This is a genomic window from Halomonas sp. M1 (assembly GCF_029581375.1).
Classification (GTDB): domain Bacteria; phylum Pseudomonadota; class Gammaproteobacteria; order Pseudomonadales; family Halomonadaceae; genus Vreelandella.
Genome location: NZ_CP121119.1, coordinates 2,996,483 through 3,019,706, shown reverse-complemented (window position 1 = coordinate 3,019,706; position 23,224 = coordinate 2,996,483). Strand labels below are relative to the sequence as shown.

Sequence of the window (23,224 nt, the reverse complement as noted above, 5' to 3'; positions counted from 1 at the left end):
GCTTATTAAGGCCCGCTTCTCAAGGACTGACCATGACCGTACCTGCCTCCATCTTTCGCGCTTATGACATCCGCGGCATTGTCGATAGCACGCTCAATGAAGCCACCACTGAGCTGATTGGTCGCGCCATCGGCTCGGAGGCCGCTGCCCGCGGCGAACATACGGTGATTGTTGCCCGGGATGGGCGGCTTTCTGGGCCACGTCTGCAAGCGGCGCTGATGCGTGGCCTGCAAGCCGCTGGGCGGGATGTCATTGATATCGGCATGGTACCCACGCCGGTGCTCTACTTTGCGACCCACACGCTGCCTGAGAGCAGCTCTGGCGTGATGTTAACTGGCAGCCATAATCCGCCTGATTACAACGGTTTTAAAATTGTCCTGGCGGGGGAAACACTCTCAGGCGACGCCATCACCGCGCTCTACGAGCGGATACAAGCCGGCGACTTTACCCACGGCGAAGGCAGCGTGCGAGCGCATGATCTACGCGCCGCCTATTTGGCGCGTATCCTCAGTGACGTGCACGTAGAGAGGCCGCTGAGCGCCGTGGTGGACTGCGGGAACGGCGTCGCGGGGGAGCTAGGCCCAGCGCTTATTGAGCGGCTGGGTGTTACCACTACACCGCTATTCGCTGAGATTGACGGCCACTTTCCCAATCACCACCCCGACCCTGGCAAGCCTGAAAACCTTCAGGATTTAATCCACCATGTGCAACAAACCGGCGCCGATATTGGCCTCGCGTTTGACGGCGACGGCGACCGCTTAGGGGTTGTCACACCCAGCGGCCGCATGATCTATCCCGATCACCTGCTAATGTTATTTGCAACTGACATGCTATCGCGCACCCCCGGTGCCAAGGTGATCTTCGATATCAAATGCACCGGCAACCTAGCCAAAGTCATCAGTAAAGCAGGCGGCGAACCCGAAATGTGGCGCACCGGCCACTCACTCATTAAAGCGCGCATGCGGGAAACAGGCGCTGAGCTGGGTGGTGAAATGAGTGGGCATATCTTTTTCAAAGAGCGCTGGTATGGCTTTGACGACGGCCTCTATGCCGCCGCCCGCCTGCTGGAAATTTTAGCGCGGTATCCTGGCAGTGCCGACGCGCTGTTTGATCAATTTCCACAAGATGTGGGCACACCCGAGATCAACATCACGGTACCAGACGAAGAAAAATTTGCCATTGTCGAGAAGCTTGCTCGTGAAGGCAACTTCGGCGAAGGTGTCAGAACCACGCTGGATGGCATTCGCGTCGACTACCCCGACGGCTGGGGGTTATGTCGCGCGTCCAACACAACGCCAGCTCTAGTGCTGCGCTTTGAAGGCAAAGATGCCACGGCACTTACCCGTATCCGCGAACGCTTTGCCCAAGCGCTGGCAGCGGTTTCACCAGCGCTTAAGATTCCTGAAACCCCAGCACAATGAGCGCACCTTTAGAACGCAATAAAATAAAACAGCAAATTACCTAGCAGCGATTAAAAAAAGCAAAGGGATAACGTCATGAGTTCAGCAAGCCGCGACCCACAGGTCGTTGTGGAGGTGCTGTCAGAAGCCCTCCCCTATATCCAACAGTTTTCCGGTAAAACCGTAGTGGTTAAATACGGCGGCAACGCCATGACCGAAGATACGCTGATGGACTCTTTCGCCCGCAACATCGTCCTGATGAAAGAGGTCGGCATTAACCCTGTCGTTGTCCACGGTGGCGGCCCACAAATTGGCAGCCTGCTGGAAAAGCTCAATATCGAATCGCGCTTTGTTAATGGAATGCGTGTCACCGACTCCCAAACCATGGACGTCGTGGAAATGGTACTGGGCGGCCTGGTAAACAAAAGCATCGTTAACCTGATTAACCAAAGCGGCGGCAAAGCGATTGGATTAACCGGGAAAGACGGCGCGCAAATTCGCGCACGCAAGCTCAAGGTTGAACATCAAAGCCCCGAGATGACGGCACCGGAAATTATCGATATCGGTCATGTGGGCGAGGTAGAAGCAATCTCTACCGACCTGATCGAGATGCTCGCGGCTCGCGACTTTATTCCGGTTATTGCGCCCATTGGCGTTGATGCCGAAGGGCATAGCTACAACATTAACGCCGACCTGGTGGCTGGCAAGCTAGCTGAAGCGCTAAGCGCTGAAAAGCTGATGCTCTTAACAAACGTCGCAGGCCTGATGAATAGTGAAGGCGAGGTGCTTACCGGCCTTACCACTGCCCAAGTTGATGGCTTAATTGCTGACGGCACCATTTATGGCGGCATGCTACCCAAAATACGCTGCGCGTTAGACGCCGTGAAAGGGGGAGTAAACAGTGCCCATATCATTGATGGCCGCGTTCCCCACGCGGTTTTGCTGGAAATCTTTACCAACGCTGGGGTAGGCACCCTCATCACAGACGCAGAATAACCGCGACGGAGGGCTTAACGTCATGAGCGACGACCAGAAACCGCACCGCCGCGAGCAAATTCTGCACGCACTGGCCATTATGCTGGAAGAGGACAGCGGCAAGCGAATTACCACCGCCGCCCTGGCCCGCCAAGTAGGGGTCTCGGAAGCGGCGCTTTACCGCCACTTTCCCAGTAAGGCACGCATGTTTGAGGGGTTGATCGACTTCATCGAAGAGAGCATTTTTGCACGTATTACCCGCATTCTGGAGGACATACCCGAGGCCGTGGGCCGCAGCGGCACTATGCTAGCACTGCTGCTTGGGTTTGCTGAGAAGAACCCGGGGCTTGCCAGGGTGCTTGGTGGCGACGTACTGACCGGCGAAACCGCACGCTTACGCCAGCGGGTTCACCAGCTGTTTGAACGCCTGGAAACCCAGCTTAAGCAGGTGCTAAGGGAGGCCGAGATTCGGGAAGGCACGCGCACGACCATTCCCGCTTCAGCTGCCGCCAACCTGCTGATTGCTCACGTAGAAGGGCGTATCTCCCAATATGTGCGCAGCGACTTTAAACGCCTGCCCACTGAATATTGGGAAGACCAGTGGGCGATGCTTTCTAGCCAACTGCTACGGGAAACGGTGCAGCCTGCCTAGCAGATAAGCATTCACGCATCAAAAAACCCCGAAGGTAGTACCTTCGGGGTTTTTTATGACTACGTCGACTACGACCACATCGACTTTACGCGGCTAACGCCTCACCCATTTTCTGACGCAGCTTTTTCATTGCGTTCTTTTCGAGCTGTCGAATACGCTCAGCGCTCACGCCGTATATGTCGGCAAGATCGTGAAGCGTTGCTTTATCGTCGGTCAACCAACGACGCTGCAAAATATCCCGTGAGCGCTCATCCAGATCTTTCAGCGCCAACTGAAGACGACGCGTGGAGTCCTCTTCAAAGTCGCTATCTTCAATCTGTGATGCTGGATCTGCCGAGGCATCGTCTAGAAAGAAGGCAGGCGCTTGATACGTGCTCTCGTCATCTTCACCGGGAGAGGCATCATAGCCTGCATCAAACGCCGAAAGACGGCCCTCCATATCACGAACAATCTCCGGCTTAACATCGAGGTCTTTAGCAATTGCGCTGACTTCGTCGTTATTCAGCCAGGATAACCGCTTTTTAGCACTGCGCAGGTTGAAGAACAGCTTACGCTGCGCTTTGGTGGTGGCGATTTTTACAATTCGCCAGTTGCGCAGTACAAACTCGTGAATTTCTGCTTTGATCCAGTGCACGGCAAACGACACCAAACGCACACCCTGATTAGGATCAAAGCGCTTAACAGCCTTCATCAAGCCGACGTTACCCTCTTGGATCAGATCCGCCTGGGGTAAGCCATAGCCTGAGTAACTGCGGGCAATGTGCACAACAAAACGCAAGTGCGAAAGCACCAGACGGCGTGCAGCTTCGAGATCCCCTTCATCGTGGAGGCGGAATGCGAGCTCACGCTCCTCCTCAACACTGAGAACAGGAATACCGTTTACCGCTTGAATATAGCCGCCCAGGTCATGGCCTGGAGAAAGCTGTCCCACCGGTATAAGACTAGTGCTCATGTTCAGGTGGTCTCCCTTGTAACCAATCGTGGAAACGTACTGGCGTGGTGGGCCGATACGTTGTGTGTTACCTACTAAGACTTTAGCCTAAGCATAAGGTTCAGGCGAGCGATACCGTACGTGTTTACGCTGTGCACCGCACCCTTATAAAAACAGGGGTGGTAATTCCCGTTTATGCCCACATAACAATAACAACTATAGCGGTGAGTAATACGCTGGTAGCCATTAAAAAGTGATTAGCGTGGACGAATACTGGAAAGGTGTCGCGTAACGGCCAGCCATGCGCCTAACCAGCCCAATAGTGTACTGCAAGATAGCAGAATTGTAGACCCCGCCACGTCTAATTGCGGCAAGACAAAATTAGCGCCATAGCTTGCCGCCAATGCTGCTACAGGCATCGCTAGCCAGTGGTTACCAAGCCCTAGCAATCCTAACGCTAACAAACCGCCGCCAAAGCCATACCAGGCGCCACTGTACAAAAAAGGCCGCCGGACAAACGCATGGGTGGCGCCAATCAGCATAACCACTTCGATTTCCCGCCGACGGCTCTCAACAGCAAGCCGTATTGTATTGCCGACTACCAACAATACCCCTAGCCCGAACAATGCCCCGAGCGCAAGCGCAACACGGCGGCCAAGGTTAGCCAAGTGGCGCAGGCGCTCCACCCAGGCTAAATCAAGGCGCACTTCGTCCACCCCAGTAAACGTTTCAAGCCGCTGGGCCAATTGATCCATGGCAATGGGGTCAACGCTTTGCGGGTAAATCACAATGCTGGCGGGCAGCGGGTTATCTTCAAGCCCGGCCAAGGCGTCATCTAACCCTAGCGACTGTTGAAACTCCGCCATACCCTCTTCTGCGCTGATCAAGCGGGTTTGCATAACATCGTCTTCTGCGCCAACCGCCTCCTCAATACGCGCCGCCTGTGCAGCATCTACAGCAGTTTCCAGGTACACGGTTAACGTGGCGCTCTCTTCTAGCTCCGCATCCAACAGCTTAGCGCTATCAAGCGTGAGCCACAGGGCGGCGGGCAGCACCAGGGCAATGGCAATGGCCAGCATCGTTAGCAGATTACCCACCGGGTGGCGCACCAGCCGGTAGAGGCTATCGAAAGCCATGGCCCGGTGGTGGCGCCCCCATGCACGAAGCCGACTGGTAAAGCGCGTTTGCTGTGAACGCGCGCCGCGCCGCTCAGCAGGCGGCTCACTGGGCCGCTTCGCCGCTTGACGTTGACCTTTGGGCGCCGCGCCTTTCGTGCGGGGTGTCACGGCACGCTTCATACGGCCCCCTCGTCAGCAATTAATCGCCCATCGCGCAGGCGCAAAATGCGGTGACGCAGCCGGGCGATCAGCGCCAAGTCGTGGCTGGCGATCATCACCGTCGTGCCGATTCGATTGAAATCCTCAAACAGCGCCATAATGTCAGCAGAGAGCTGTGGATCCAGGTTACCGGTGGGTTCGTCAGCAAGCAGTAAAGCAGGCTTATTGACCACTGCGCGGGCAATACCCACCCGCTGCTGCTCGCCACCGGAAAGCTCTACCGGCAGCGCTTTTTCACGGTGTAAAAGCCCTACTTTATCAAGCGCGGCGCGTACCCGCCGCGCCGCTTCACGGGGTTCTACCCCCTGAATTTCCAGGGGCAGCGAAACATTGTGGTAAACGCTACGATCGAATAGTAGCTGGTGATCCTGAAAGACCACGCCAATTTGTCGACGATAAAACGGCACCTGGCTAGGGTGTAACTGGGCGATATCGTGCCCAGCCACTACCACACGACCACGGCTGGGCTTTTCAAGGCGCATAATCAGCCGTAGCAGCGAGCTTTTACCTGCACCGGAGTGGCCGGTAAGAAACACCATTTCTCCTCTCGCAACGCGAAAGTTGAGGTGCGCCAGCGCGTCAAAGCGCCCTCCATAGCGCTTTCCCACATGTTCAAAAGCGATCATCCGCGACTATCGTCCCCTTGCTGGTCAAACAGCGCTGTGACGAAGTCATTGGCATCAAAGGGGCGCAGATCATCTATCCCTTCACCAACACCGATAAAGCGAATCGGCGTTTCCAGCTGTTTAGCCAAAGCAAAGATAATCCCCCCCTTGGCAGTACCATCCAGCTTGGTAAGCGTAATACCGCTGATGGGCACGGCTTCGTTGAAGGTGCTGGCCTGGGAAATGGCGTTTTGCCCGGTACCCGCATCCAGCACTAGCATCACCTCGTGAGGGGCTGTTGTATCTAGCTTCTGCATGACACGGTGGACTTTTTTCAGTTCTTCCATCAGGTGGCTTTTGTTGTGCAGCCGCCCAGCGGTGTCGGCAATCAGTACGTCCACACCGCGCGCTTTTGCCGCCGCCACTGCGTCGTAAATCACCGAAGCGCTATCGGCTCCGGTGTGCTGGGCAATCACCGGCACGCTGTTACGTTCGCCCCATACCTTAAGCTGCTCTACTGCCGCTGCGCGGAAGGTATCGCCCGCGGCCAGCATGACGCTTTTACCTTCACGCTGGAAACGCTGAGTCAGCTTGCCGATGGTCGTGGTTTTACCCACCCCATTGACCCCTACCACTAAGATAACAAAGGGACCATCACTCTCTTTTTCAAAGCTAAGCGGTGTGGCCACCGGCGACAGCATGGCCGCCAGCTCCTCCTGCAAACCGCGATACAGCGCTTCAGGGTTGTTTAACTCTTTGCGTGATACCCGAGCCTCAAGCCGCTCGATAATCTCGCTGGTGGCCTCAATCCCCACATCGGCCATGAGCAGTTGAGTCTCTAGGTCTTCAAGCAGCTCGTCGTCTATCTGCTTTTTACCTAAAAACAGATCAGCGATGCCGTCGGTAAGATTGGCACGTGTTTTACCCAGGCCTGACTTAATGCGGGCAAACCAACCCTTTTTGTCACCTTGTTCGGCCACCGGCTTTTCTTGCAAGGCCGGTTTAGGCGCGGGTGTCGATTCTGGTTCTGGTTCTGGTTCTGGCTCTGGCTCTGGCTCTGGCTCTGGCTCTGGCTCTGGCTCTGGCTCTGGCTCTGGCTCTGGCTCTGGCTCTGGCTCTGGCTCAGCATCCGGGATAGGCGCTACCGGCTCAATCCTCGCTTCTGTAGGGGCTGGTTTTTCTGCAGTAGTTGGCTGCTCATCATTTAGAGGATCTGGCTCAGCGGGAGCATCCATCGGCGCTTGCTGATCATGCTGCTCTAAGGGCTGTTGATTTTCTTGCTGCTCCTGCTGGGAGTCGTGCTTTTTCTTACGCTTGAAAAAACCAAACATGGGTGTCATCCGACTTAAAAGTGAACATTGTGACCATCCTACCACCGCCAACCAAGACTTTGGATAAGCAGCCCGCTACAATCCGCATTATGAAACGACAACGCCCCCCACACTCATCTACTTCCCGACGCGCTGACGCAAAGCCCATGGGCAAGCTGCGTATTATCGGCGGTGATTTTCGCCGCCGCCAGCTTCCCGTGCTCGACCATCCTGGCTTAAGGCCCACGCCAGACCGCGTGCGCGAAACGCTGTTTAATTGGCTCGGCCAACAGCTCTATGGCACACAGGTGCTGGACTTATTTGCGGGCACGGGCGCGCTGGGAATTGAGGCGCTCTCCCGGGGAGCTTCCCAGGTTATCTTTGTCGAGCGCGATGCGCAGGTGGCCACGTTAATCCGCGACAACCTAGCATCCCTTGGGGCGCCTCAAGGCGAGGTCGTCACCGCCGATGCGCTGACGTTTCTTGGCTCACTGGGCCAGCCTGCGGACGTTGTCTTTTTAGACCCGCCGTTTCATCAGGGGCTTGCTGCCCCCTGCTGCGCAGCACTGGAAGCGGGGGGTTGGCTAGCACAGGAAGCAACCATCTATCTGGAAACCGAGCAAACACTGACGCCAGAGGTGCCTGCTAACTGGCAGCTACACCGTGAAACCCGCGCTGGCGAGAGTACTGCAAGGCTCTATTATCGCCAGCCAGCGTAAAGCGCTTGCCGCCGCCCTGCCGCGGCGTTACGCTCGCCCGATTGATTGGCTATTTTATTCCCTTAACGGCGGACACCCCCCGCCGCTATTTACTGGAGGTAGGCATGAGCCTTGAATTGTTTAACCAGCTAGAGCAGAAAGTCACCGACACCGTCGAAGCGCTGGAAATGATGAAACTGGAAAACGAAGAGCTGCGTAGCGAAAACGCTCAGTTGAAACAGGAGCGTGAAGAGTGGGAACGCCGCTTACAGGGCGTGCTTAGCAAATTTGATGGCATGGACGACAATGCCTGATAGCAACGCGCTTTAGCAGGGCCGCGACATTAAGAGTGCATCTTCTCGCCCGGTAGCCCCTTGCACTGCCGGGTAGTAATGTCGGCGGCGGCCATCTTCGCTAAAACCATGCTGCTGATACAGTCGGATGGCAGGCTGGTTACTTGCCCGCACCTCAAGCAATAGCCGTTCGCTTTGCCACTGCTCAGCACACGCGATCACCTCCCCAAGCAGCTGCCTTCCAATCCCCCGCCCTTGGCATGCAGGCAATACAGCAATGGCCTGCAGTTCAGCATCAAAGGGTAGGCGTGCCACCATGGCGTAGCCCATGAGTCCATTTTGCTGCCAAAACCCGACTACTTGTGATGTCGTATCGCTGAGCGCATCGCTAAGCTGCTGCGGGCTTGCACCGCTATAGGCCTCGGCTTCAAGGGCGTGGAGCAAAGCAGCATGTGAGGGGGTCAGCGGACTAATCACGGCGCTGAGCTTCGCCACTGATCAGCTAGCGCGACTAGCTTAGGCCATAGCGCACGCTTAGCATTGCCACTCTGGGTAAGCGTCGCTAAAGCGGGCCCCTGCCATACCGGCAGCCCCAAGGTATGACTCTTATCCTGATTAACCGCCATTACCTGCACCAAGGGTGCGTCATCGGCTACTGAATCAGCTCCCCACCACAGCACGTGCTCTAGCTGCCAGCCTTGCCGACTGGCGGCACCGGCTATAAAAGCAGCCACGCCATCCCGGGCTTCTTCTAGCGGCTCTTCCGGCGTAAACACGGTGGCCATTGGCGGCCATTTAAAATAGATGACCGCTGGCAGCGCGCCGTTTAGCACGCCTGCTGCCCGCAGCATGTTGGCCAACAACTGCTGCTCGCTGGGCCCAAGCTCACCCTCACAAATCGCCAGCCAGCGTCCACCGAGACACACACAGGAGAGGCTGAATTCAAGCGGCTGTGCCTGCTGAATCGGCGTAATGCTTGCCGCAGGCTCGGCGGGTGCTTCCACTGCTGGGGCAACGGCAGGCGCCTCCTGGCCTAGCAGTGCGCGCACGGCCGACGGCGATGCAGCCCCTGAGGGCACCGAGGAAGGGGTTGCAGCAGACGGTGTTTGGCTGCGCGGGCGCGGGGGTGCGGGGGCGTCATCCAGCAAGGCATGCAAGCGCTCGCGAGGGGGTTGAGACGCAGGGGCGTCTTCCCACTCGCAGGCTTGGGTAGGCAGCGCGTTAGGCAGTTCATAACGTGACGCCCAGGCAGTGATGCCCATGGCGTCAAGATACTGCCTGCGAATAACCTCTGGGGTCACTGGCCGCCGCCGCGGCAGTTGGGAGAATCCGGGCGCTCGCCGCCCCGTGCCTGCCACTCTTTGGGCGTGTACAGATGCAGCGCCAACGCGTGCACCGGGCCTGTTAGCTCATCAGCCAACAGGGCGTAAATTTGCTGATGGCGCTTCACCGGCATCATGCCATCGAAGCTATCGCTCACCAGGGTCACTTTAAAGTGAGTTTCGGCGTTCGCTGGCACGTTATGCATATGGCTTTCATTCTCTACGTGCAGCACGTCCGGGGTTAACGCCGCTAACTTCTGCTCTATTTGTGTCTGCATCGCCATGGGGGCTCTCCTTCAATCAGCAACCGCCCTATTGTACGCCCTTACTTACCAACAGACGATGCCCGACGCTCAACAAGGGCACGCTGAGCGAGGCTTACCCGTGAAAGGCTTGCCACCAGTGCCAGCAGCGTGGTGCCCGCTCCCAACCAAAGCGTAACCTGCACAGGCAGGCCAAGGGCCAGTGCAGCCCCCACTAGCGCCACCCCAAACGACTGCCCAACGGTACGGGTAGTACTCATCACGCCGGAGACGTTGGCACTGCGCGCAGGCGGCAGGCTCCCCATCATCTCTCGATTGTTCGGCGGCTGGAATAGCCCAAAGCCAATGCCACAGAGCGCCGTACGCCACAGGCTATCAGCCACGCCGCTAGTCTCATCCACCAGTGCCAGCGCCACCAACCCAATAATCAGCAGTACGAGCCCGGTGCTAGAGAGCAGACTGGGATTAATCCGGTCGGCCAAGCGCCCTGCCAGCGGCCCTACTACCATAATAGCCAGCGGCCAAGGGGTGAATAGCCATGCAGTTTCCAGCGGCGAAAAGCCCATCTGCTCCTGATACAGAAACGACAGCGCCACAAAGGTTAATCCCTGGCCAATAAACGCCAAACCCGACGCTGAAACCGCGAGTGTAAAGCGCCTCTCCGCGAATACGCTCAGTGGCAACAAAGGGAAAGGGGCACGGCGCTGGCGACGGATAAACAGCGCACAGGCCGCGACGGCCAGCAGTACCCAGCCGCCGCTTTGCCACAGCGGCGCGGCATGACCAACGGCGTCCATGGCAATAAAAAAGCTGGCCAGCATCAGTATGGAGAAACACGCGCCCTGGATGTCAAAACTGCCCTGGCGCGGTTTGTCCCGTGGCAACGCCCGGCTGGCAAGCCATAGCGAGCAGACCCCCAGCGGCACATTTAGGGCAAACAGCCACGGCCAGTCGGCAAAGGAGAGAATCACGCCACTGAGGGTAGGGCCCGCTGCGTAGCCACCGGCGACGACTAAGGCACTCAGGCCAAGCGCACTGCCCAGCAGACGCGATGGAAAGATCGCTCGATACAGCGAGGGCCCAATCGAGAGCGTGGCCGCGGCCCCTAACCCTTGTAGGGCGCGAAACGCCAGCAACGTTTCTAAGTTACGCGATAGCGCCGCCCCCAGAGCGGCCACCACAAAGGTCGCTAAGCCAAACAGGTAGAGCCGCCTGCGGGTAATCAGCTCACTGATACCGGCAAACACTAGCAGGAATGCCGCACACACGACCTGGAATAAATTGGTGATCCATACAGCTCTGGAAGCAGGCACGTTAAGATCAGCGGCAATGGTCGGCAGCGCTAAGTTGATCATGGTGGTATCCACCACCGCCATCAGCGTGCCGGTGACCAGCGCTAATACCGCCAACGCGCGCTCTGGCCCTGGCAGGCCGTCGTCACCTGGGCGGGATTCAAACAGTCGCATGGTTGTCAGTTCCTAAACAGCCCCCTTAAAACAGTAAAACCGGCCGAAGCCGGTTTTACGATGCGCTTACGCTAAAAATAATAGCACGCTAATCTTGTTCGTTGTCGAGTAGCAGCGCATCTTCAACCTCGGAGATCTCCAGGGCGGTTTCGTCGTCCAGGTCAATCGCCAAATAACTGTGCTCAACGCGCAAGAAGTCCTGAAACAGCGACCAATCGAGTTTCTCTGGCCACTGACGCTCATCCTCTTCCCAAGCGCGCAGCTCAGTCTCCAGGATTTCTACGTGGCGTTCGCGAACAAAGGTTTCTAGCGCTTCAGGCGTATCCATTTCCGGAATAAGATACACCGTGCTTTCACGTTCGACGTCGTCCAGGGTCAGGTCGTCGTCTCCCATGGTGGGTTCGAGCGCATTGATCCAGTCCACGAAGGTCTGGGTCGGCCTGACGCTCAGGGCAGAGCGATTTAGCAGTTTCATGGGATTCTCCTCGCCGTCGAAACGTTGACCATTATGGGCGCTAAAACGCGCCCTTACCAACTTTTCGTCCGTCACTGGACAGTTAGCTGGATTTAATCTACTTCGGGGCGCATTGCCGGGAACAGCAGTACATCACGAATGGATGGGCTGTCGGTAAACAGCATCACCAAACGGTCAATACCAATGCCTTCACCTGCTGTCGGAGGCATACCGTACTCAAGCGCGCGCACGTAGTCCGCATCGTAGTACATCGCCTCCAGGTCGCCAGCGTCTTTTTCCGCTGCTTGCTCGCGGAAACGCTCCGCCTGGTCTTCGGCGTCGTTAAGCTCCGAGAAGCCGTTAGCGATCTCTCGACCACCCACGAAAAACTCAAAACGGTCGGTAACGAACGGATTGGCATCGTTGCGCCGTGCCAGCGGGCTGACTTCTGCTGGATATTCAGTGATAAACGTCGGCTGGTCCAACTTGTGCTCGGCCACCTCTTCGAAGATTTCGGTCTGGATTTTGCCTAAGCCCCAGCTCTCTTTCACCTTGATACCCAGCTTTTCAGCCACTGTCCGCGCGGCTTCCAATGTATCGAGATCCGCATTGGTGATGCCGTCGCCATGATCAAGAACCGCTTGGCGCAACGTCAGGCGATGGAAAGGCTGGCCAAAGTCGTAGCTGGCGCCTTGATAGCTCAGCGTCGTGGTACCCAGCACTTCTTCGGCGGCGGTGCGCAGCATGGCTTCGGTCATGTCGAGCAAGTCACGGTAGTCCGCGTAGGCCCAATAAAACTCGACCATGGTGAACTCAGGATTATGCCGTGTGGAGAGCCCTTCGTTACGGAAATTACGGTTGATCTCGAACACTTTCTCGAAGCCGCCCACGACTAGCCGCTTAAGATAAAGCTCCGGGGCAATACGCAGATACATATCAATATCTAGCGCATTATGGTGGGTAATAAACGGCCGTGCCGCTGCGCCACCGGGAATCGGCTGGAGCATCGGCGTTTCCACTTCCATAAAGCCACGGGCTTCAAAGAAGCGTCGCATGGAGCTGATGACCGCCGCCCGCGTCTCAAACACTTTACGCGACTGCGGATTCATAATCAGATCCACATAGCGCTGGCGGTAGCGCGCCTCTTGGTCGGTTAAGCCGTGGAACTTATCAGGCAGCGGACGCAAGCTCTTTGTGAGCAGCTGCGCCTCTTTCATCATCACATAAAGATCGCCCTTGCCCGATTTATGCACCGGGCCACGGGCAGCGACGATATCGCCGATATCCCAGCCCTTGATGTCTTCAAGCACGTCTTCCGGCAGGCCCTTTTTATCCACGTAGAGCTGAATCTGACCAGCCACATCCTGAATCACGATAAAGGGGCCGCGTTTACGCATAACACGCCCCGCCACCGAGGCGTGGTGGTCAAGGGCTTCCAGATCCGCCTTATCCTTGTCGCCCAGCAGGTTTTGCAGCTCAACGGTTAAGCTGTCGCGGCGGAAATCATTCGGGAAAGCGCTCTTACCCTGCTCGGCCGTGCGCTCACGGTGGGCCGCGAGTTTGGCTCGGCGCTCGGCGATCAGGTGGTTTTCGTTATCGAGAGAAGACGCGTCTTGGTTAGCCATCGGGCACCCTATTCATGTTCAAACGCTAAAAAATTACAAACCCTGCTTCAGGCTAGCGACGATAAACTGGTCTAAATCACCATCGAGCACTTTGTCGCAGTTGCTGGACTGAACGCCGGTGCGCAGGTCTTTGATACGCTGATCGTCCAATACATAAGAGCGAATTTGGCTACCCCAGCCGATATCAGCTTTGGAGTCTTCTGCTTCCTGCTTGGCCACATTGCGCTTCTGCATTTCGTGCTCCCACAGCTTCGCTTTTAACTGCTTCATGGCGAAGTCGCGGTTGGCGTGCTGGCTGCGCTGATTCTGGCACGCCACCACAATACCCGTGGGCTCGTGGGTAATCCGCACCGCAGAGTCGGTGGTGTTAACGTGCTGGCCACCGGCACCACTAGAGCGGTAGGTGTCCACGCGCAAGTCGGAAGGATTAATTTCAACTTCAAAGCTGTCGTCGATTTCTGGTGACAAAAACACCGACGCAAAGGAGGTATGGCGACGGCCACCGGAGTCAAACGGGCTTTTACGCACTAAACGGTGAACGCCGGTTTCAGTGCGCAGCCAGCCAAAGGCGTAGTCGCCCTGAATGTGGATCGACGCAGATTTAATACCTGCCACTTCACCTGCGGAAATTTCAATAATCTCTGCTTTAAAGCCGTGGCTCTCTGCCCAGCGCAGGTACATACGCAGCAAGATGTTCGCCCAGTCTTGCGCTTCGGTACCGCCAGAGCCTGACTGAATATCCAGATAGGCGTTGTTCTCGTCCATTTCACCGGAAAACATGCGGCGAAACTCGAGCTTTTCTAGCGCGCCTTGCAGGCCATCCAGTTCGCGACGAACTTCCTCAACGGTGCCTTCGTCCTCTTCCATTTCGGCCAGTTCTAGCAGGTCGCGGCTATCAGCCAAGCCCTGATCGAGTTCGTCAATAGTCGCCACAATGGCTTCAAGGGAAGCACGCTCTTTGCCCAGCTTCTGGGCGTAGTCCGGGTCGTTCCAAACGTTGGGGTCTTCAAGCTCGCGGGAAACTTCTTCTAGCCGATCTTTACGCTCGGCATAGTCAAAGATACCCCCTAAGAACGTCTGTCCGCTCAGACAGGTCCTTGATCTGGTTATGAATCGGGTTAGTTTCCAACATGGACGCCCTTGCCTTGGTCAGTAGTGCACGGTTCAAAAGAGACAGGCGCCGCTGGGCCGACTGCGCGCTATTACGTTAAACGTTAGCACCCGCCAGCCCAGCGGCGAAATTCTAAGGCGCATTGTAACGAAACCTAGCGCTTACCGCACCCACCCCGGGTGGATGGTCACTCTGTACAAATTCCCGGCTGAAAGCAAAAACCCGGCCGAGGCCGGGTCAGTGACTAACGATAGTCGATCAATAAGTGTTAACGCGCTATCCGTTAGAAGCGGTAGGTAAGCTGGGCACCGAAACCATGGGCTTCATTTTTGTAGTCGGCTGAGTAGTTAGCCCCACCTAAGTATTGTTCCGGAGCATACTCTGTAAGTAGGTCATCGCGCGCTTGCTCAACAAAGGTTCCACGCTCGGTCAGGTAAGAGTAGGCAACGTCGAGCGTCAGATCAGGCGTTGGGCTCCAACCTGCCCCCAGCGAGAAAATTCGACGGTCATCAGACGGAATACGCACACTGCGATCATTATCATTAGTCGGTGTAAAATCTAATGTCACACCGGCTCGAAGCGCTAACGTATTAGTTAGCTGATACTCACCACCTGTCGCAAACGCCCATGCATTTGAGTAGTTCTGCTGCTCATTAGTAATTTCATTACCTTGACTACCGGTCACCAAAATTTGATCGAACTGGCTCCAGCGCACCCAAGAAGCACCAAACATCAACTTCAGTCGATCACTCATTTGTTGTGTAACTGAGAAGTTGACCGTTTCTGGGGTAGTCAAATCTAGGCTGGCTGTATCGGCACGAAGCACATTTCCCATCGGGTCGGTCGCACTAAAGTTACCTTCCAAGGTGTAGTCCACTTTCGATCTGTAGGTTAGGCCGAGCGTCGTTTCAGGCACTGGCCGATAGATCACGCCTAAGTTGTAGCCCCAGGCTTCATCGTCACCATCCACGCGAGAGTCGATATCAGCATCAGGATTAAAAGTAGCCTCTGATGGGAGCTGACGATGTAACTCACCTTCTACTTGATTGTAAGTTATACCTAAACCTACGGCCAACTGATCGTTAAAGCGATAAGAAACAGTCGGTTGTGCACTAATTACTCTCACTTCCGTGTAGTTACCAAAATAGCGACCTTGGAAATCATCTTCATAATCGGTCTTTGAGCCAAACGGCGCATATACCCCAAAACCAAATGCTAGCTTATCCGTTACTGGATGTGCATAAAAAGCAAAAGGAATCGCTGTGCCAGGCACCATATCGCCATTATTCCCGCCGGGAATACTACCAACAGGTATTTGGTTTCCGTTGGGAGCACCGCCTTGCGCTACGCCTGCATCAATAAAGCGGCTGGCTTCAACATTAGAAATATCTGAATTTACATTCAGATAAGTAGCACCTGCCGTAATTTGGGCACGGTCAAGGAACGACATACCCGCCGGGTTACCGTAAACAATCGTGGCATCGTTAACGTTGGAGCTACGGCCAGCGTGCCCATACCCCTGACCACTGACGCTCTGTTCGTTGATTTGGTACCCGCCTGCGTTCGCTTGGCTGGCAAATGCTACCGCTGCGATTGCAGCCGTCAGAGTGAGCTTTTTAAAGTTATTATACATAGTGGGCCTCTCTTCCCAATGATCCAGTGGATAGTGCCATCCACCCTCGTTGTTCTTACGCGTTAGTTTTCGCCCAATGCAGGGTTTGGTTCAAGGGCAAACGAGCGTTTTATTTTGTTTTTTACTTATACATTAGTCGCACGACTGTTTTAAATCAGTGTTTTAGTCCTATTGGCTGAGTGCTCGAACGTCGCTTGACCTATGGGTTACCCATAGGTTTTACACTGAATCAGCTTAATTTATAGAAGCGGGGAAGTTATGCAAACAGCCACAATCAAAGTTGGCGAGCTAGCCAAGCGCGGTGGCGTTACCGCTGAAACAGTGCGTCACTACACTCGTGAAGGCCTCTTGGCACCAACGCGCCACCCTGACAATGGCTACCAGCTCTATTCCGGCACCGATGCTGAGCGCCTGCAATTTATTCAGCGGGCGCGCAAGCTCGGTTTTAGCGTGGCAGAAATTCGCGACATTTTGGCCCACGCTGACCAAGGCGACTCCCCTTGCCCACTGGTACGCGACCTGCTCGCGAACCGTTTGCCGCAAATTCGCGCGCGCATTACCGAACTAGAGGCACTTGCCCAGCGTATGGAACAGGCACTGGAAAGCTGGCAGGAGATGCCCGACGGCACGCCAGACGGCCACAGCCTATGCCGATTAATTGAAAGCTTTCCTGAGGAGGCACCATGCAGCGCAAAACCGTGCAGCCACAAACGCTAACCCGCACCGTGCCGGGCATGAACTGCCAGGGCTGTGTTAAACGTATGCGTGAGGCTATTCAAGCCCAGGACGCAAGTGCCGACGTGACAGGGTTTCCCAATGAAAAACGTTTAGAGGTTACCAGCCTGCTGGATGGCGACACCCTGGATAGCGTGCTGAGTGAAGCAGGTTACCCGCACGGCGAACTCCCCGTTGAAACTGCGGCACCTAGTGGGCAGGCACCTAGCCCTGGCAAGGCCGTTGAAGGCCCTGCCGCCGATACCCCACAACAGCGCCTGCTGATTAGCGGCATGACCTGTGCTAGCTGCGTAAAAAGCGTTGAGAAGGCGCTTATTAACACCCCTGGCGTCACTGCAGCCTCGGTGAGTTTTGGCACCCACACCGCCCAGGTCTCGGGAAGCGCTGAACGCGATACACTGATTGAGGCCGTAGCAGCAGCAGGCTATAGCGCCGAACCCATTGTGGATATGCGCGAGGCCGAGCGCACCCGCGAAGCTCAAGAAGCCATTACCTACCGTCAACGCCTACGGGGCAGCGCGCTGTCGCTTGCCCTTGCCATACCGCTGATGCTGAGCATGTTTGTCTACCACCCCCATCCCATGGGCGTTGGGCGTATTTATTGGTTGGTGGTGGGCTTACTCACCCTAGCCATTCTGGCCTTTCCAGGGCGGCACTTTTTTACCAACGCCTGGAAACAGTTTAAGCACCACCAAGCCAATATGGACACGCTCGTAGCCATGGGCACCGGCACCGCTTGGCTCTACTCTATGGCGGTGGTGCTGTTTGCACCCTGGCTGCCGGAGGTAGCCCACGGCATCTATTTTGAAGCGTCAGCCATGATTATCGGGCTTATTCTGTTAGGTAATGCCCTTGAGCTTCGCGCCCGCGGACGCACCAGCAGTGCCTTAAAACGCTTGCTCGACCTGCAGGAAAAAACCGCCCGAGTGATTCGCAATGACAAAGAGCAGGAAGTGCCTATTGAAGAGGTGGTTCTGGATGATCATGTTCGCGTACGCCCCGGGGAGCGGCTGCCAGTGGATGGCATCGTACTTGAGGGCCAAAGCTATATCGACGAATCCATGCTCACCGGTGAGCCGCTGCCCGTGCATAAATCTAATGGTGACGAGATTAGCGCAGGGACGGTTAACGGCAACGGCAGCTTGGTCTTTCGTGCCACCCGGGTGGGCAGCGATACCCGTTTGGGGCGAATCACCGAACAAGTGGCCAGCGCGCAAAACTCCCGCCCCCCTATTGGTGAGCTAGCCGATAAGATATCGGGCATTTTTGTTCCAAGCGTCATGATCATTGCGGTGCTAACGGCGCTAGCCTGGTACAACCTTGGCCCCGCACCGGTCGTAATTCACATGCTGGTCACTGCCACCACCGTACTCATTATTGCCTGCCCCTGCGCCCTGGGGCTGGCAACCCCCATCTCTACCATGATTGGCGTGGGCAAAGCGGCTGAAAACGGCGTATTGGTGCGCACCGGCGAAGCGCTGCAGACCGCCAGCCGCCTAACCACTCTCGTGGTCGATAAAACCGGTACGCTCACTGAGGGCAAACCCCGCGTTACTGATGCCACGATGCTTCACAACGACACTGCTCAAGTGCTGGCCTGGGTAATGGCATTGGAAAGCCGCTCGGAACATCCCCTGGCCAATGCACTAACGGCCTACGCCGAAGAGCAGCACGCCCATGCCGATGTACTCACAGCCTTTGAGAGCGTCACCGGGGGCGGTGTAAAGGGAGCCAGCCAAGCAGGCGATACCCTGCTTCTGGGGAATGCCCGCTTGTTAGAAGCGGCGGGGGTGAGTCTCTCACCCGCTGAACAGAGCGTTCGCCAGTTGGAAGCCAAAGCCCGCTCGCTGGTGTACCTTGCGGTGAACGGCGAGCTTGCAGCGCTGTTTGGGGTAAGCGACCCACTGCGTGAAGACGCGGCAGCGGCGGTAAAACGCTTGCAGGATGATGGTTTAACCATCGTGATGCTCACCGGCGATAATGAACACACCGCCGCCGCCGTGGCCCGGGAAGTGGGCATCAGCGAGTTCAAAGCAGGCATGACACCGGATGACAAGCACGCAGAAATTGAGCGTCGCCAGCAGGCTGGGGAAGTCGTGGGTATGGTAGGCGACGGCATTAACGACGCCCCAGCGCTAGCCCGTGCGAACGTGGGCTTTGCCATCGGCCAGGGTACCGATATCGCCATGGAAAGTGCGGGAATTACCCTGATGCGCGGCTCACTTCACGGTGTGGCCACCGCCATTGAGTTAAGCCGGTCGACGCTTACCAATATCAAGCAAAACTTAGTCGGCGCCTTTGGCTATAACGTGCTGTGCATCCCAATAGCCGCAGGCGTGCTTTATCCCTTCACCGGCATGCTGTTGTCGCCCATCATTGCTGGCATTGCGATGTCACTGTCGTCCATCACAGTGGTCAGTAACGCCAACCGCTTAAGGCTTTGGACACCCGCCCAACAGGAGGGCTTATGAGCCTATTGATCAACTTGATAGGGATCGGCCTGATTGGCCTCATTATTTGGTGGTTCTGGCTTAACTAACCCCAATATAGCGCCCAGGCTTATGATTCAGGGCAATAATTAAATTCAATGTAAGCGCACCCAGCACCGAGTAACCCACCCGGTCTAGCGGTAGCTGGGTAAGCGCCATCAGCAGAATCAACCCATCAATACCCAGCTGCACATAGCCTGCCCGCAGGCCGTGCTTTTCTTGCAGGTAGAGCGCCAGAATATTAATCCCGCCCAGGCTGGTGCGGTGGCGAAACAGCATTAGCATGCCAATCCCCATCAGCGCCCCACCCATCAAAGCTGCGTAGAGTGAAGGCACGCTGGCAAACTGTACCCAGCCCTGGGTTAGCTCGGAAAATAGCGACACCAAGCCAATCGCTAGAAAGGTGCGCAGCGTAAAGCTCCACCCCATACGTTTCACCGCCAGATAGTAAAACGGCAGATTAATCGCGAAAAACCAGACCCCAAACCCCCATCCGGTTACATAGTTCAACAGCAGCGCCAAGCCTGCTGTACTGCCGGTGATGAGTACCGCCTGAGTGTAAAACGCCACCCCAAGGGCAACAAAAAATGTGCCGAGCAGCATCGCCATAATATCCTCATAGGGCTTATGAGGGTCTTTAGGAAAGTCTTCCATACGCATTCACGCGTCCTTTTTGGGAATATTCGAGCGGCCGTTTAAATGGCCAAGGGCGCGAGGATAGCGGAGAGCACTAAATCGGGCTAGCGTGCTCCACCATCAACTGCAATGTTTCACGTCCCCGCCAGCGATTGCGGTTGAGCTTATAGGCACAGTGCAGCGTATCCCCCACGCTAAACGAAGGTAGTTCACCTGGCGTTAGCGCTCGAAACCAGATCGCTTTGCTGGTTACCGCACCCATGGAAAGCTCAAGCATTAGGTGCGACCCTTCGGCCCCCACCGGGCGTAGCGCTTCAACAATAAAGCGACCTTCAAACAGCGGCGGATCGAACTCTCGCCCGTAAGGCCCAAGGGCTTCGACCTCGTTAAGCGTTACCAGCGACAGTTGGGCTGTAGAAAGCTCACCGTCGGTCCACAGCCGTGGATAGAGCGGCGTATCGCCTAACTGCTCGCTCACCGCCTGTAAAAACGCAGCCTTAAAAGCAGCTAGCTGCTCCCTCGGCACACCCACGCCTGCCGCGCCACTGTGGCCACCAAAACGCGGCAGCGCCTCAGGAGCCAACTCAAAGGTGCGTTGCAGAGCATCCCGCAAGTGCAGGCCATCAATCGAACGACCAGAGCCGGTCAACATATTGGGCGCCGCCGCGCGGGTAAGCACCAGCGCGGGGCGGCCATAGGCCTGCACTAACCGTGAAGCGACGATGCCCTGCACACCAGGGTGTCCATCCTCCAGCAGCACCACCACCGCAGGCTCGTTAGCATCCAGAGCTGGCACAGCCAAGGTGCGCGCCTCTTCCGCCATATCCGCCTCAATCGCCTTGCGGGACTGGTTATCCTGGTCGAGCACTTCTAGCTGACGATTCGCCACGCTGTCCGTCTCCGCCAGCATAAAGTGCAGCGCCGCGTAGGGATCATCCAGCCGCGAGCGAGCGTTAATCCTCGGTCCCATTTGGAAGGCTAGGGTTTCAGCGTTAAAGGGAACGCTGTCGGCACCTAACCGGGTAGCCATGGCACGCCAACAGGCAGCATCCATGCGATTGATCAGCGTTAAACCGTGGCTCACCACGGCGCGGTTAGCAGGACTGCCGCCCAGCGAAACACAGTCCGCTACGGTGCCCAGCGCGACGTAAGAGAGCCACGGCGACAGCTTCGGCGTCGCATCCGGCAGTGCTCCCCACTCAATTAATACGCCGCGGGCAAGCGACATCAGAAGCCACGCCACCATGCACCCGGCGATGGTTTTATCCGGGTAGTCACAGTCAAGGCGGGTGGGGTTAACACAGGCGTAGGCGGAAGGCGGTGGCCCCTCCAACGGCAACGCGTGGTGGTCGCTAACTACCACATCAATACCCGCCGCTTTTAAGCGGGCAATACGGGGCTCGTCCGAGCTGCCGCAGTCAGCGGTAATCACTACCGTGGGCCTAGGCGTTAAGCTAAGTGTCCGCTCAACCAGTGGCAGGCTGATGCCATAGCCATCGTGAATACGGTGGCCTATTAGGCTATGTAATTTGTATTCGGGTACGCCAAACAGCTCCACCAAGGTGCGCCGAATCACCACATGGGAGGTAATGCCGTCCACATCGTAGTCAGTGAGAATGCCGATAGTCTCCCCTTCGGCCACCGCCTGAGCGATACGCTCAGCGGCATGGCGGCCGTCGGTCAGCTTTTCCGGATGTGCCAAATAGCGCAGGCTGGGTGATACCAGCGGGGCAAGTTCGCCCGCGTAGCCTGGCAGCCGAGAGGCAAGAAGACGCGCTTGTAGCTCGCTTAAGCCTTCTGCTTGGGCACGCGCATAGACAGCCTCGTCCACTGGACGAGGCTCTAAGCGTGGTTGGCTCGCATTCTGGGTTTGGGTTGACTCGTCGGCCATGAGGCCTCAGCGCCGGTTGTCAGCGACAAACTGCTGAACCGCACCCAGCTCGGCTGGCAGCACGGTGTAGCGCTCTTCACGCTCCAGCAAGTCATTCATATGCGTGGGCAGTGGCACGCCCTGGAAGCCCGCTTTAACCACGGCTTCAGCAAATTTTGCCGGATGCGCGGTGGCTAACGTAATCACAGGCGTCGTGGTATCAGCCCGTGCGCGCTCGGCCGCGCGGTAGCCAGTGGCCGTATGCGGGTCAAGAATCTCCCCGGTACGGTGGTGGGCTTCGCGAATCACTTCCAGAATCGTGTCGTCATCGACGCTGTAGCTAGCGAATTTCTCGCGCAGCTTCGCCAGCGGCGCATCGGCAAGGGCGGTAGGCTCTTGCTGGAAGCGCTCTAGCAGCGCTGCTACCGCTAAGCCATCACGGTCGTAGGCGTCAAACAGCAGCCGCTCAAAGTTCGACGAAACCACGATATCCATCGAAGGCGCCAACGTTGCGGCCAGCTCCTTCTTGGAGAAATCGTTCGCCGCCAGAGTGCGGTGTAAGATGTCGTTGGCGTTGGTGGCAATAATAAACTGCTTCACCGGCAGGCCCATCTTAAACGCCATGTAGCCAGCAAAGACGTTGCCGAAATTGGCCGATGGCACGCAGAAGCTCACTTCACGCTGGGGAGCACCCAACGCAACGCCAGCGGCCACGTAGTAGACGATCTGCGCCATAATGCGCGCCCAGTTGATCGAATTTACCGCGACAAGACGCGTGCCATTCAGGAAGTCTTGGTTAGCAAAACTTGCCTTCACCATTGCCTGAGCGTCATCGAAGTTACCTTCAATGGCGATGTTAAACACGTTATTCGCCAGCACCGAGGTCATCTGGCGGCGCTGCACTTCCGAGACACGGTTGTGCGGGTGAAGAATAAAAATATCCAGGTTATCGCAGTGGCGACACCCTTCAATGGCCGCTGATCCGGTGTCCCCAGACGTCGCACCCATAATCACCGCACGCTCGTTGCGCTTTTTCAGGAAGTGATCCAGCAGACGCCCAAGTAGCTGCAGCGCAACATCTTTGAACGCCAGCGTCGGGCCGTGGAACTGCTCTAGCAAAAAGTGGTTAGCATCCAACTGCTTTAACGGCACCACGGCGTCGTGGTTGAACGTCGCGTAAGCTTCGGTCACCAAGCGGCGGAAAGTATCGTCGTCAATTTCGCCATTTACAAACGGCTTCATGACCCGAAACGCAATCTCTGCATAAGAGAGACCGGCCATGCTGGCCAGCTCTTCTTTAGAGAACTGGGGCAGCGTTTCCGGCACGTAAAGACCGCCGTCGCTGGCCATGCCGGTTAATACCACCTCTTCAAAGGAGAGTGCGGGCGCTTGGCCCCGCGTGCTGATATAACGCATGGG

The 23,224-nt window shown here is 56.6% G+C and carries 22 protein-coding genes; 7 read left to right on the top strand and 15 right to left on the bottom strand.

Going from position 1 to position 23,224, the window contains the following annotated elements; genetic code table 11:
* Positions 1-32: 32 nt before the first annotated feature.
* The 3 genes from P8S54_RS13900 to slmA all read left to right on the top strand — a co-directional run bounded on the left by P8S54_RS13900 (position 33) and on the right by slmA (position 3,027).
* Positions 33-1,421 (top strand): phosphomannomutase/phosphoglucomutase, encoded by a 1,389-nt coding sequence (locus P8S54_RS13900; RefSeq protein WP_281442200.1) that lies wholly within the window; start codon positions 33-35, stop codon positions 1,419-1,421.
* A 75-nt stretch (positions 1,422-1,496) separates the two neighbouring features.
* The gene (gene argB, locus P8S54_RS13895) at positions 1,497-2,396 is read left to right on the top strand and encodes an acetylglutamate kinase (protein ID WP_009098606.1); all 900 of its coding nucleotides are present in this window, start codon (positions 1,497-1,499) and stop codon (positions 2,394-2,396) included.
* A gap of 22 nt (positions 2,397-2,418) precedes the next feature.
* The gene (slmA, locus tag P8S54_RS13890; protein WP_281442199.1) at positions 2,419-3,027 is read left to right on the top strand and encodes a nucleoid occlusion factor SlmA; all 609 of its coding nucleotides are present in this window, start codon (positions 2,419-2,421) and stop codon (positions 3,025-3,027) included.
* An 85-nt stretch (positions 3,028-3,112) separates the two neighbouring features.
* On the opposite strand, the gene rpoH is transcribed toward slmA, so the two are convergent.
* The 4 genes from rpoH to ftsY form a co-directional block, all read right to left on the bottom strand.
* Entirely contained in the window at positions 3,113-3,979 is an 867-nt protein-coding gene (rpoH, locus tag P8S54_RS13885; protein WP_009098602.1) for an RNA polymerase sigma factor RpoH, read from the bottom strand.
* 236 nt (positions 3,980-4,215) lie between these two features.
* Positions 4,216-5,256, bottom strand: a complete 1,041-nt coding sequence (gene ftsX / locus P8S54_RS13880) for a permease-like cell division protein FtsX (protein WP_281442198.1) — start codon at positions 5,254-5,256, stop codon at positions 4,216-4,218.
* Positions 5,253-5,921, bottom strand: coding sequence for a cell division ATP-binding protein FtsE (ftsE, locus tag P8S54_RS13875; RefSeq protein ID WP_009098598.1), 669 nt, complete (start codon positions 5,919-5,921; stop codon positions 5,253-5,255). The genes ftsX and ftsE overlap by 4 nt, the downstream gene beginning before the upstream one ends.
* Positions 5,918-7,231 carry a signal recognition particle-docking protein FtsY gene (gene ftsY / locus P8S54_RS13870; RefSeq protein ID WP_281442197.1) on the bottom strand — a complete coding sequence of 438 codons (1,314 nt, stop codon included), beginning with the start codon at positions 7,229-7,231 and terminating at the stop codon, positions 5,918-5,920. Before ftsY ends, ftsE begins: the two co-directional genes overlap by 4 nt.
* 89 nt (positions 7,232-7,320) lie before the next feature.
* On the opposite strand from ftsY, the gene rsmD reads away from it, so the two are divergent.
* Both rsmD and zapB read left to right on the top strand, forming a co-directional pair.
* Positions 7,321-7,929 carry a 16S rRNA (guanine(966)-N(2))-methyltransferase RsmD gene (gene rsmD, locus P8S54_RS13865; RefSeq protein ID WP_035540447.1) on the top strand — a complete coding sequence of 203 codons (609 nt, stop codon included), beginning with the start codon at positions 7,321-7,323 and terminating at the stop codon, positions 7,927-7,929.
* Between the two features lie 104 nt (positions 7,930-8,033).
* Positions 8,034-8,222 carry a cell division protein ZapB gene (gene zapB, locus P8S54_RS13860; RefSeq protein ID WP_009098594.1) on the top strand — a complete coding sequence of 63 codons (189 nt, stop codon included), beginning with the start codon at positions 8,034-8,036 and terminating at the stop codon, positions 8,220-8,222.
* 12 nt (positions 8,223-8,234) lie between these two features.
* On the opposite strand, the gene rimI is transcribed toward zapB, so the two are convergent.
* The 8 genes from rimI to P8S54_RS13820 all read right to left on the bottom strand — a co-directional run bounded on the left by rimI (position 8,235) and on the right by P8S54_RS13820 (position 16,075).
* Positions 8,235-8,678, bottom strand: coding sequence for a ribosomal protein S18-alanine N-acetyltransferase (gene rimI, locus P8S54_RS13855; RefSeq protein ID WP_281442196.1), 444 nt, complete (start codon positions 8,676-8,678; stop codon positions 8,235-8,237).
* A complete protein-coding gene (locus tag P8S54_RS13850) occupies positions 8,675-9,502 on the bottom strand; it encodes a hypothetical protein (RefSeq protein ID WP_281442195.1) in 828 nt (275 codons plus the stop codon). Before P8S54_RS13850 ends, rimI begins: the two co-directional genes overlap by 4 nt.
* Entirely contained in the window at positions 9,499-9,807 is a 309-nt protein-coding gene (locus tag P8S54_RS13845) for a BolA/IbaG family iron-sulfur metabolism protein (RefSeq protein ID WP_009098591.1), read from the bottom strand. Before P8S54_RS13845 ends, P8S54_RS13850 begins: the two co-directional genes overlap by 4 nt.
* Before the next feature lie 41 nt (positions 9,808-9,848).
* The gene (locus P8S54_RS13840) at positions 9,849-11,252 is read right to left on the bottom strand and encodes an MFS transporter (protein WP_281442194.1); all 1,404 of its coding nucleotides are present in this window, start codon (positions 11,250-11,252) and stop codon (positions 9,849-9,851) included.
* An 88-nt stretch (positions 11,253-11,340) separates the two neighbouring features.
* On the bottom strand, positions 11,341-11,727 hold the full coding sequence (locus tag P8S54_RS13835) for a hypothetical protein (RefSeq protein ID WP_009098588.1): 387 nt from the start codon (positions 11,725-11,727) through the stop codon (positions 11,341-11,343).
* 92 nt (positions 11,728-11,819) lie between these two features.
* Positions 11,820-13,331 carry a lysine--tRNA ligase gene (lysS, locus tag P8S54_RS13830; RefSeq protein ID WP_281442193.1) on the bottom strand — a complete coding sequence of 504 codons (1,512 nt, stop codon included), beginning with the start codon at positions 13,329-13,331 and terminating at the stop codon, positions 11,820-11,822.
* A 33-nt stretch (positions 13,332-13,364) separates the two neighbouring features.
* Positions 13,365-14,463 (bottom strand): peptide chain release factor 2 gene (prfB, locus tag P8S54_RS13825; RefSeq protein ID WP_348651266.1). Its coding sequence is split into 2 segments (ribosomal slippage): positions 13,365-14,387 and positions 14,389-14,463, totalling 1,098 coding nucleotides; the frame shifts between segments, so codons are not numbered across the junction.
* A gap of 262 nt (positions 14,464-14,725) precedes the next feature.
* Positions 14,726-16,075: an outer membrane protein transport protein gene (locus P8S54_RS13820; RefSeq protein WP_281442192.1), complete on the bottom strand. Its 1,350-nt coding sequence runs from the start codon at positions 16,073-16,075 to the stop codon at positions 14,726-14,728.
* Between the two features lie 273 nt (positions 16,076-16,348).
* Between P8S54_RS13820 and P8S54_RS13815 the strand changes: the two genes are divergently transcribed.
* Positions 16,349-16,792, top strand: a complete 444-nt coding sequence (locus P8S54_RS13815; protein ID WP_035540440.1) for a MerR family transcriptional regulator — start codon at positions 16,349-16,351, stop codon at positions 16,790-16,792.
* Positions 16,759-19,281 carry a heavy metal translocating P-type ATPase gene (locus tag P8S54_RS13810; protein WP_281442191.1) on the top strand — a complete coding sequence of 841 codons (2,523 nt, stop codon included), beginning with the start codon at positions 16,759-16,761 and terminating at the stop codon, positions 19,279-19,281. The genes P8S54_RS13815 and P8S54_RS13810 overlap by 34 nt, the downstream gene beginning before the upstream one ends.
* Positions 19,282-19,341: 60 nt before the next feature.
* On the opposite strand, the gene P8S54_RS13805 is transcribed toward P8S54_RS13810, so the two are convergent.
* From P8S54_RS13805 to thrC, 3 genes are all read right to left on the bottom strand, one after another.
* Positions 19,342-19,959: a YitT family protein gene (locus P8S54_RS13805; RefSeq protein ID WP_281442190.1), complete on the bottom strand. Its 618-nt coding sequence runs from the start codon at positions 19,957-19,959 to the stop codon at positions 19,342-19,344.
* A gap of 70 nt (positions 19,960-20,029) precedes the next feature.
* Entirely contained in the window at positions 20,030-21,826 is a 1,797-nt protein-coding gene (locus P8S54_RS13800; RefSeq protein WP_281442189.1) for a DHHA1 domain-containing protein, read from the bottom strand.
* A 6-nt stretch (positions 21,827-21,832) separates the two neighbouring features.
* On the bottom strand, positions 21,833-23,221 hold the full coding sequence (thrC, locus tag P8S54_RS13795; RefSeq protein ID WP_281442188.1) for a threonine synthase: 1,389 nt from the start codon (positions 23,219-23,221) through the stop codon (positions 21,833-21,835).
* Between the last annotated feature and the right edge of the window lie 3 nt (positions 23,222-23,224).

Excerpts from the sequence above, each read along its gene's own strand:
- P8S54_RS13900 (WP_281442200.1), top strand. The coding sequence starts at position 33 with ATGACCGTACCTGCCTCCATCTTTCGCGCTTATGACATCCGCGGCATT.
- argB (WP_009098606.1), top strand. The coding sequence starts at position 1,497 with ATGAGTTCAGCAAGCCGCGACCCACAGGTCGTTGTGGAGGTGCTGTCA.
- slmA (WP_281442199.1), top strand. The coding sequence starts at position 2,419 with ATGAGCGACGACCAGAAACCGCACCGCCGCGAGCAAATTCTGCACGCA.
- rpoH (WP_009098602.1), bottom strand. The coding sequence starts at position 3,979 with ATGAGCACTAGTCTTATACCGGTGGGACAGCTTTCTCCAGGCCATGAC.
- ftsX (WP_281442198.1), bottom strand. The coding sequence starts at position 5,256 with ATGAAGCGTGCCGTGACACCCCGCACGAAAGGCGCGGCGCCCAAAGGT.
- ftsE (WP_009098598.1), bottom strand. The coding sequence starts at position 5,921 with ATGATCGCTTTTGAACATGTGGGAAAGCGCTATGGAGGGCGCTTTGAC.
- ftsY (WP_281442197.1), bottom strand. The coding sequence starts at position 7,231 with ATGTTTGGTTTTTTCAAGCGTAAGAAAAAGCACGACTCCCAGCAGGAG.
- rsmD (WP_035540447.1), top strand. The coding sequence starts at position 7,321 with ATGAAACGACAACGCCCCCCACACTCATCTACTTCCCGACGCGCTGAC.
- zapB (WP_009098594.1), top strand. The coding sequence starts at position 8,034 with ATGAGCCTTGAATTGTTTAACCAGCTAGAGCAGAAAGTCACCGACACC.
- P8S54_RS13845 (WP_009098591.1), bottom strand. The coding sequence starts at position 9,807 with ATGGCGATGCAGACACAAATAGAGCAGAAGTTAGCGGCGTTAACCCCG.
- P8S54_RS13840 (WP_281442194.1), bottom strand. The coding sequence starts at position 11,252 with ATGCGACTGTTTGAATCCCGCCCAGGTGACGACGGCCTGCCAGGGCCA.
- P8S54_RS13835 (WP_009098588.1), bottom strand. The coding sequence starts at position 11,727 with ATGAAACTGCTAAATCGCTCTGCCCTGAGCGTCAGGCCGACCCAGACC.
- lysS (WP_281442193.1), bottom strand. The coding sequence starts at position 13,331 with ATGGCTAACCAAGACGCGTCTTCTCTCGATAACGAAAACCACCTGATC.
- P8S54_RS13820 (WP_281442192.1), bottom strand. The coding sequence starts at position 16,075 with ATGTATAATAACTTTAAAAAGCTCACTCTGACGGCTGCAATCGCAGCG.
- P8S54_RS13810 (WP_281442191.1), top strand. The coding sequence starts at position 16,759 with ATGCAGCGCAAAACCGTGCAGCCACAAACGCTAACCCGCACCGTGCCG.
- P8S54_RS13805 (WP_281442190.1), bottom strand. The coding sequence starts at position 19,959 with ATGCGTATGGAAGACTTTCCTAAAGACCCTCATAAGCCCTATGAGGAT.
- P8S54_RS13800 (WP_281442189.1), bottom strand. The coding sequence starts at position 21,826 with ATGGCCGACGAGTCAACCCAAACCCAGAATGCGAGCCAACCACGCTTA.
- thrC (WP_281442188.1), bottom strand. The coding sequence starts at position 23,221 with ATGCGTTATATCAGCACGCGGGGCCAAGCGCCCGCACTCTCCTTTGAA.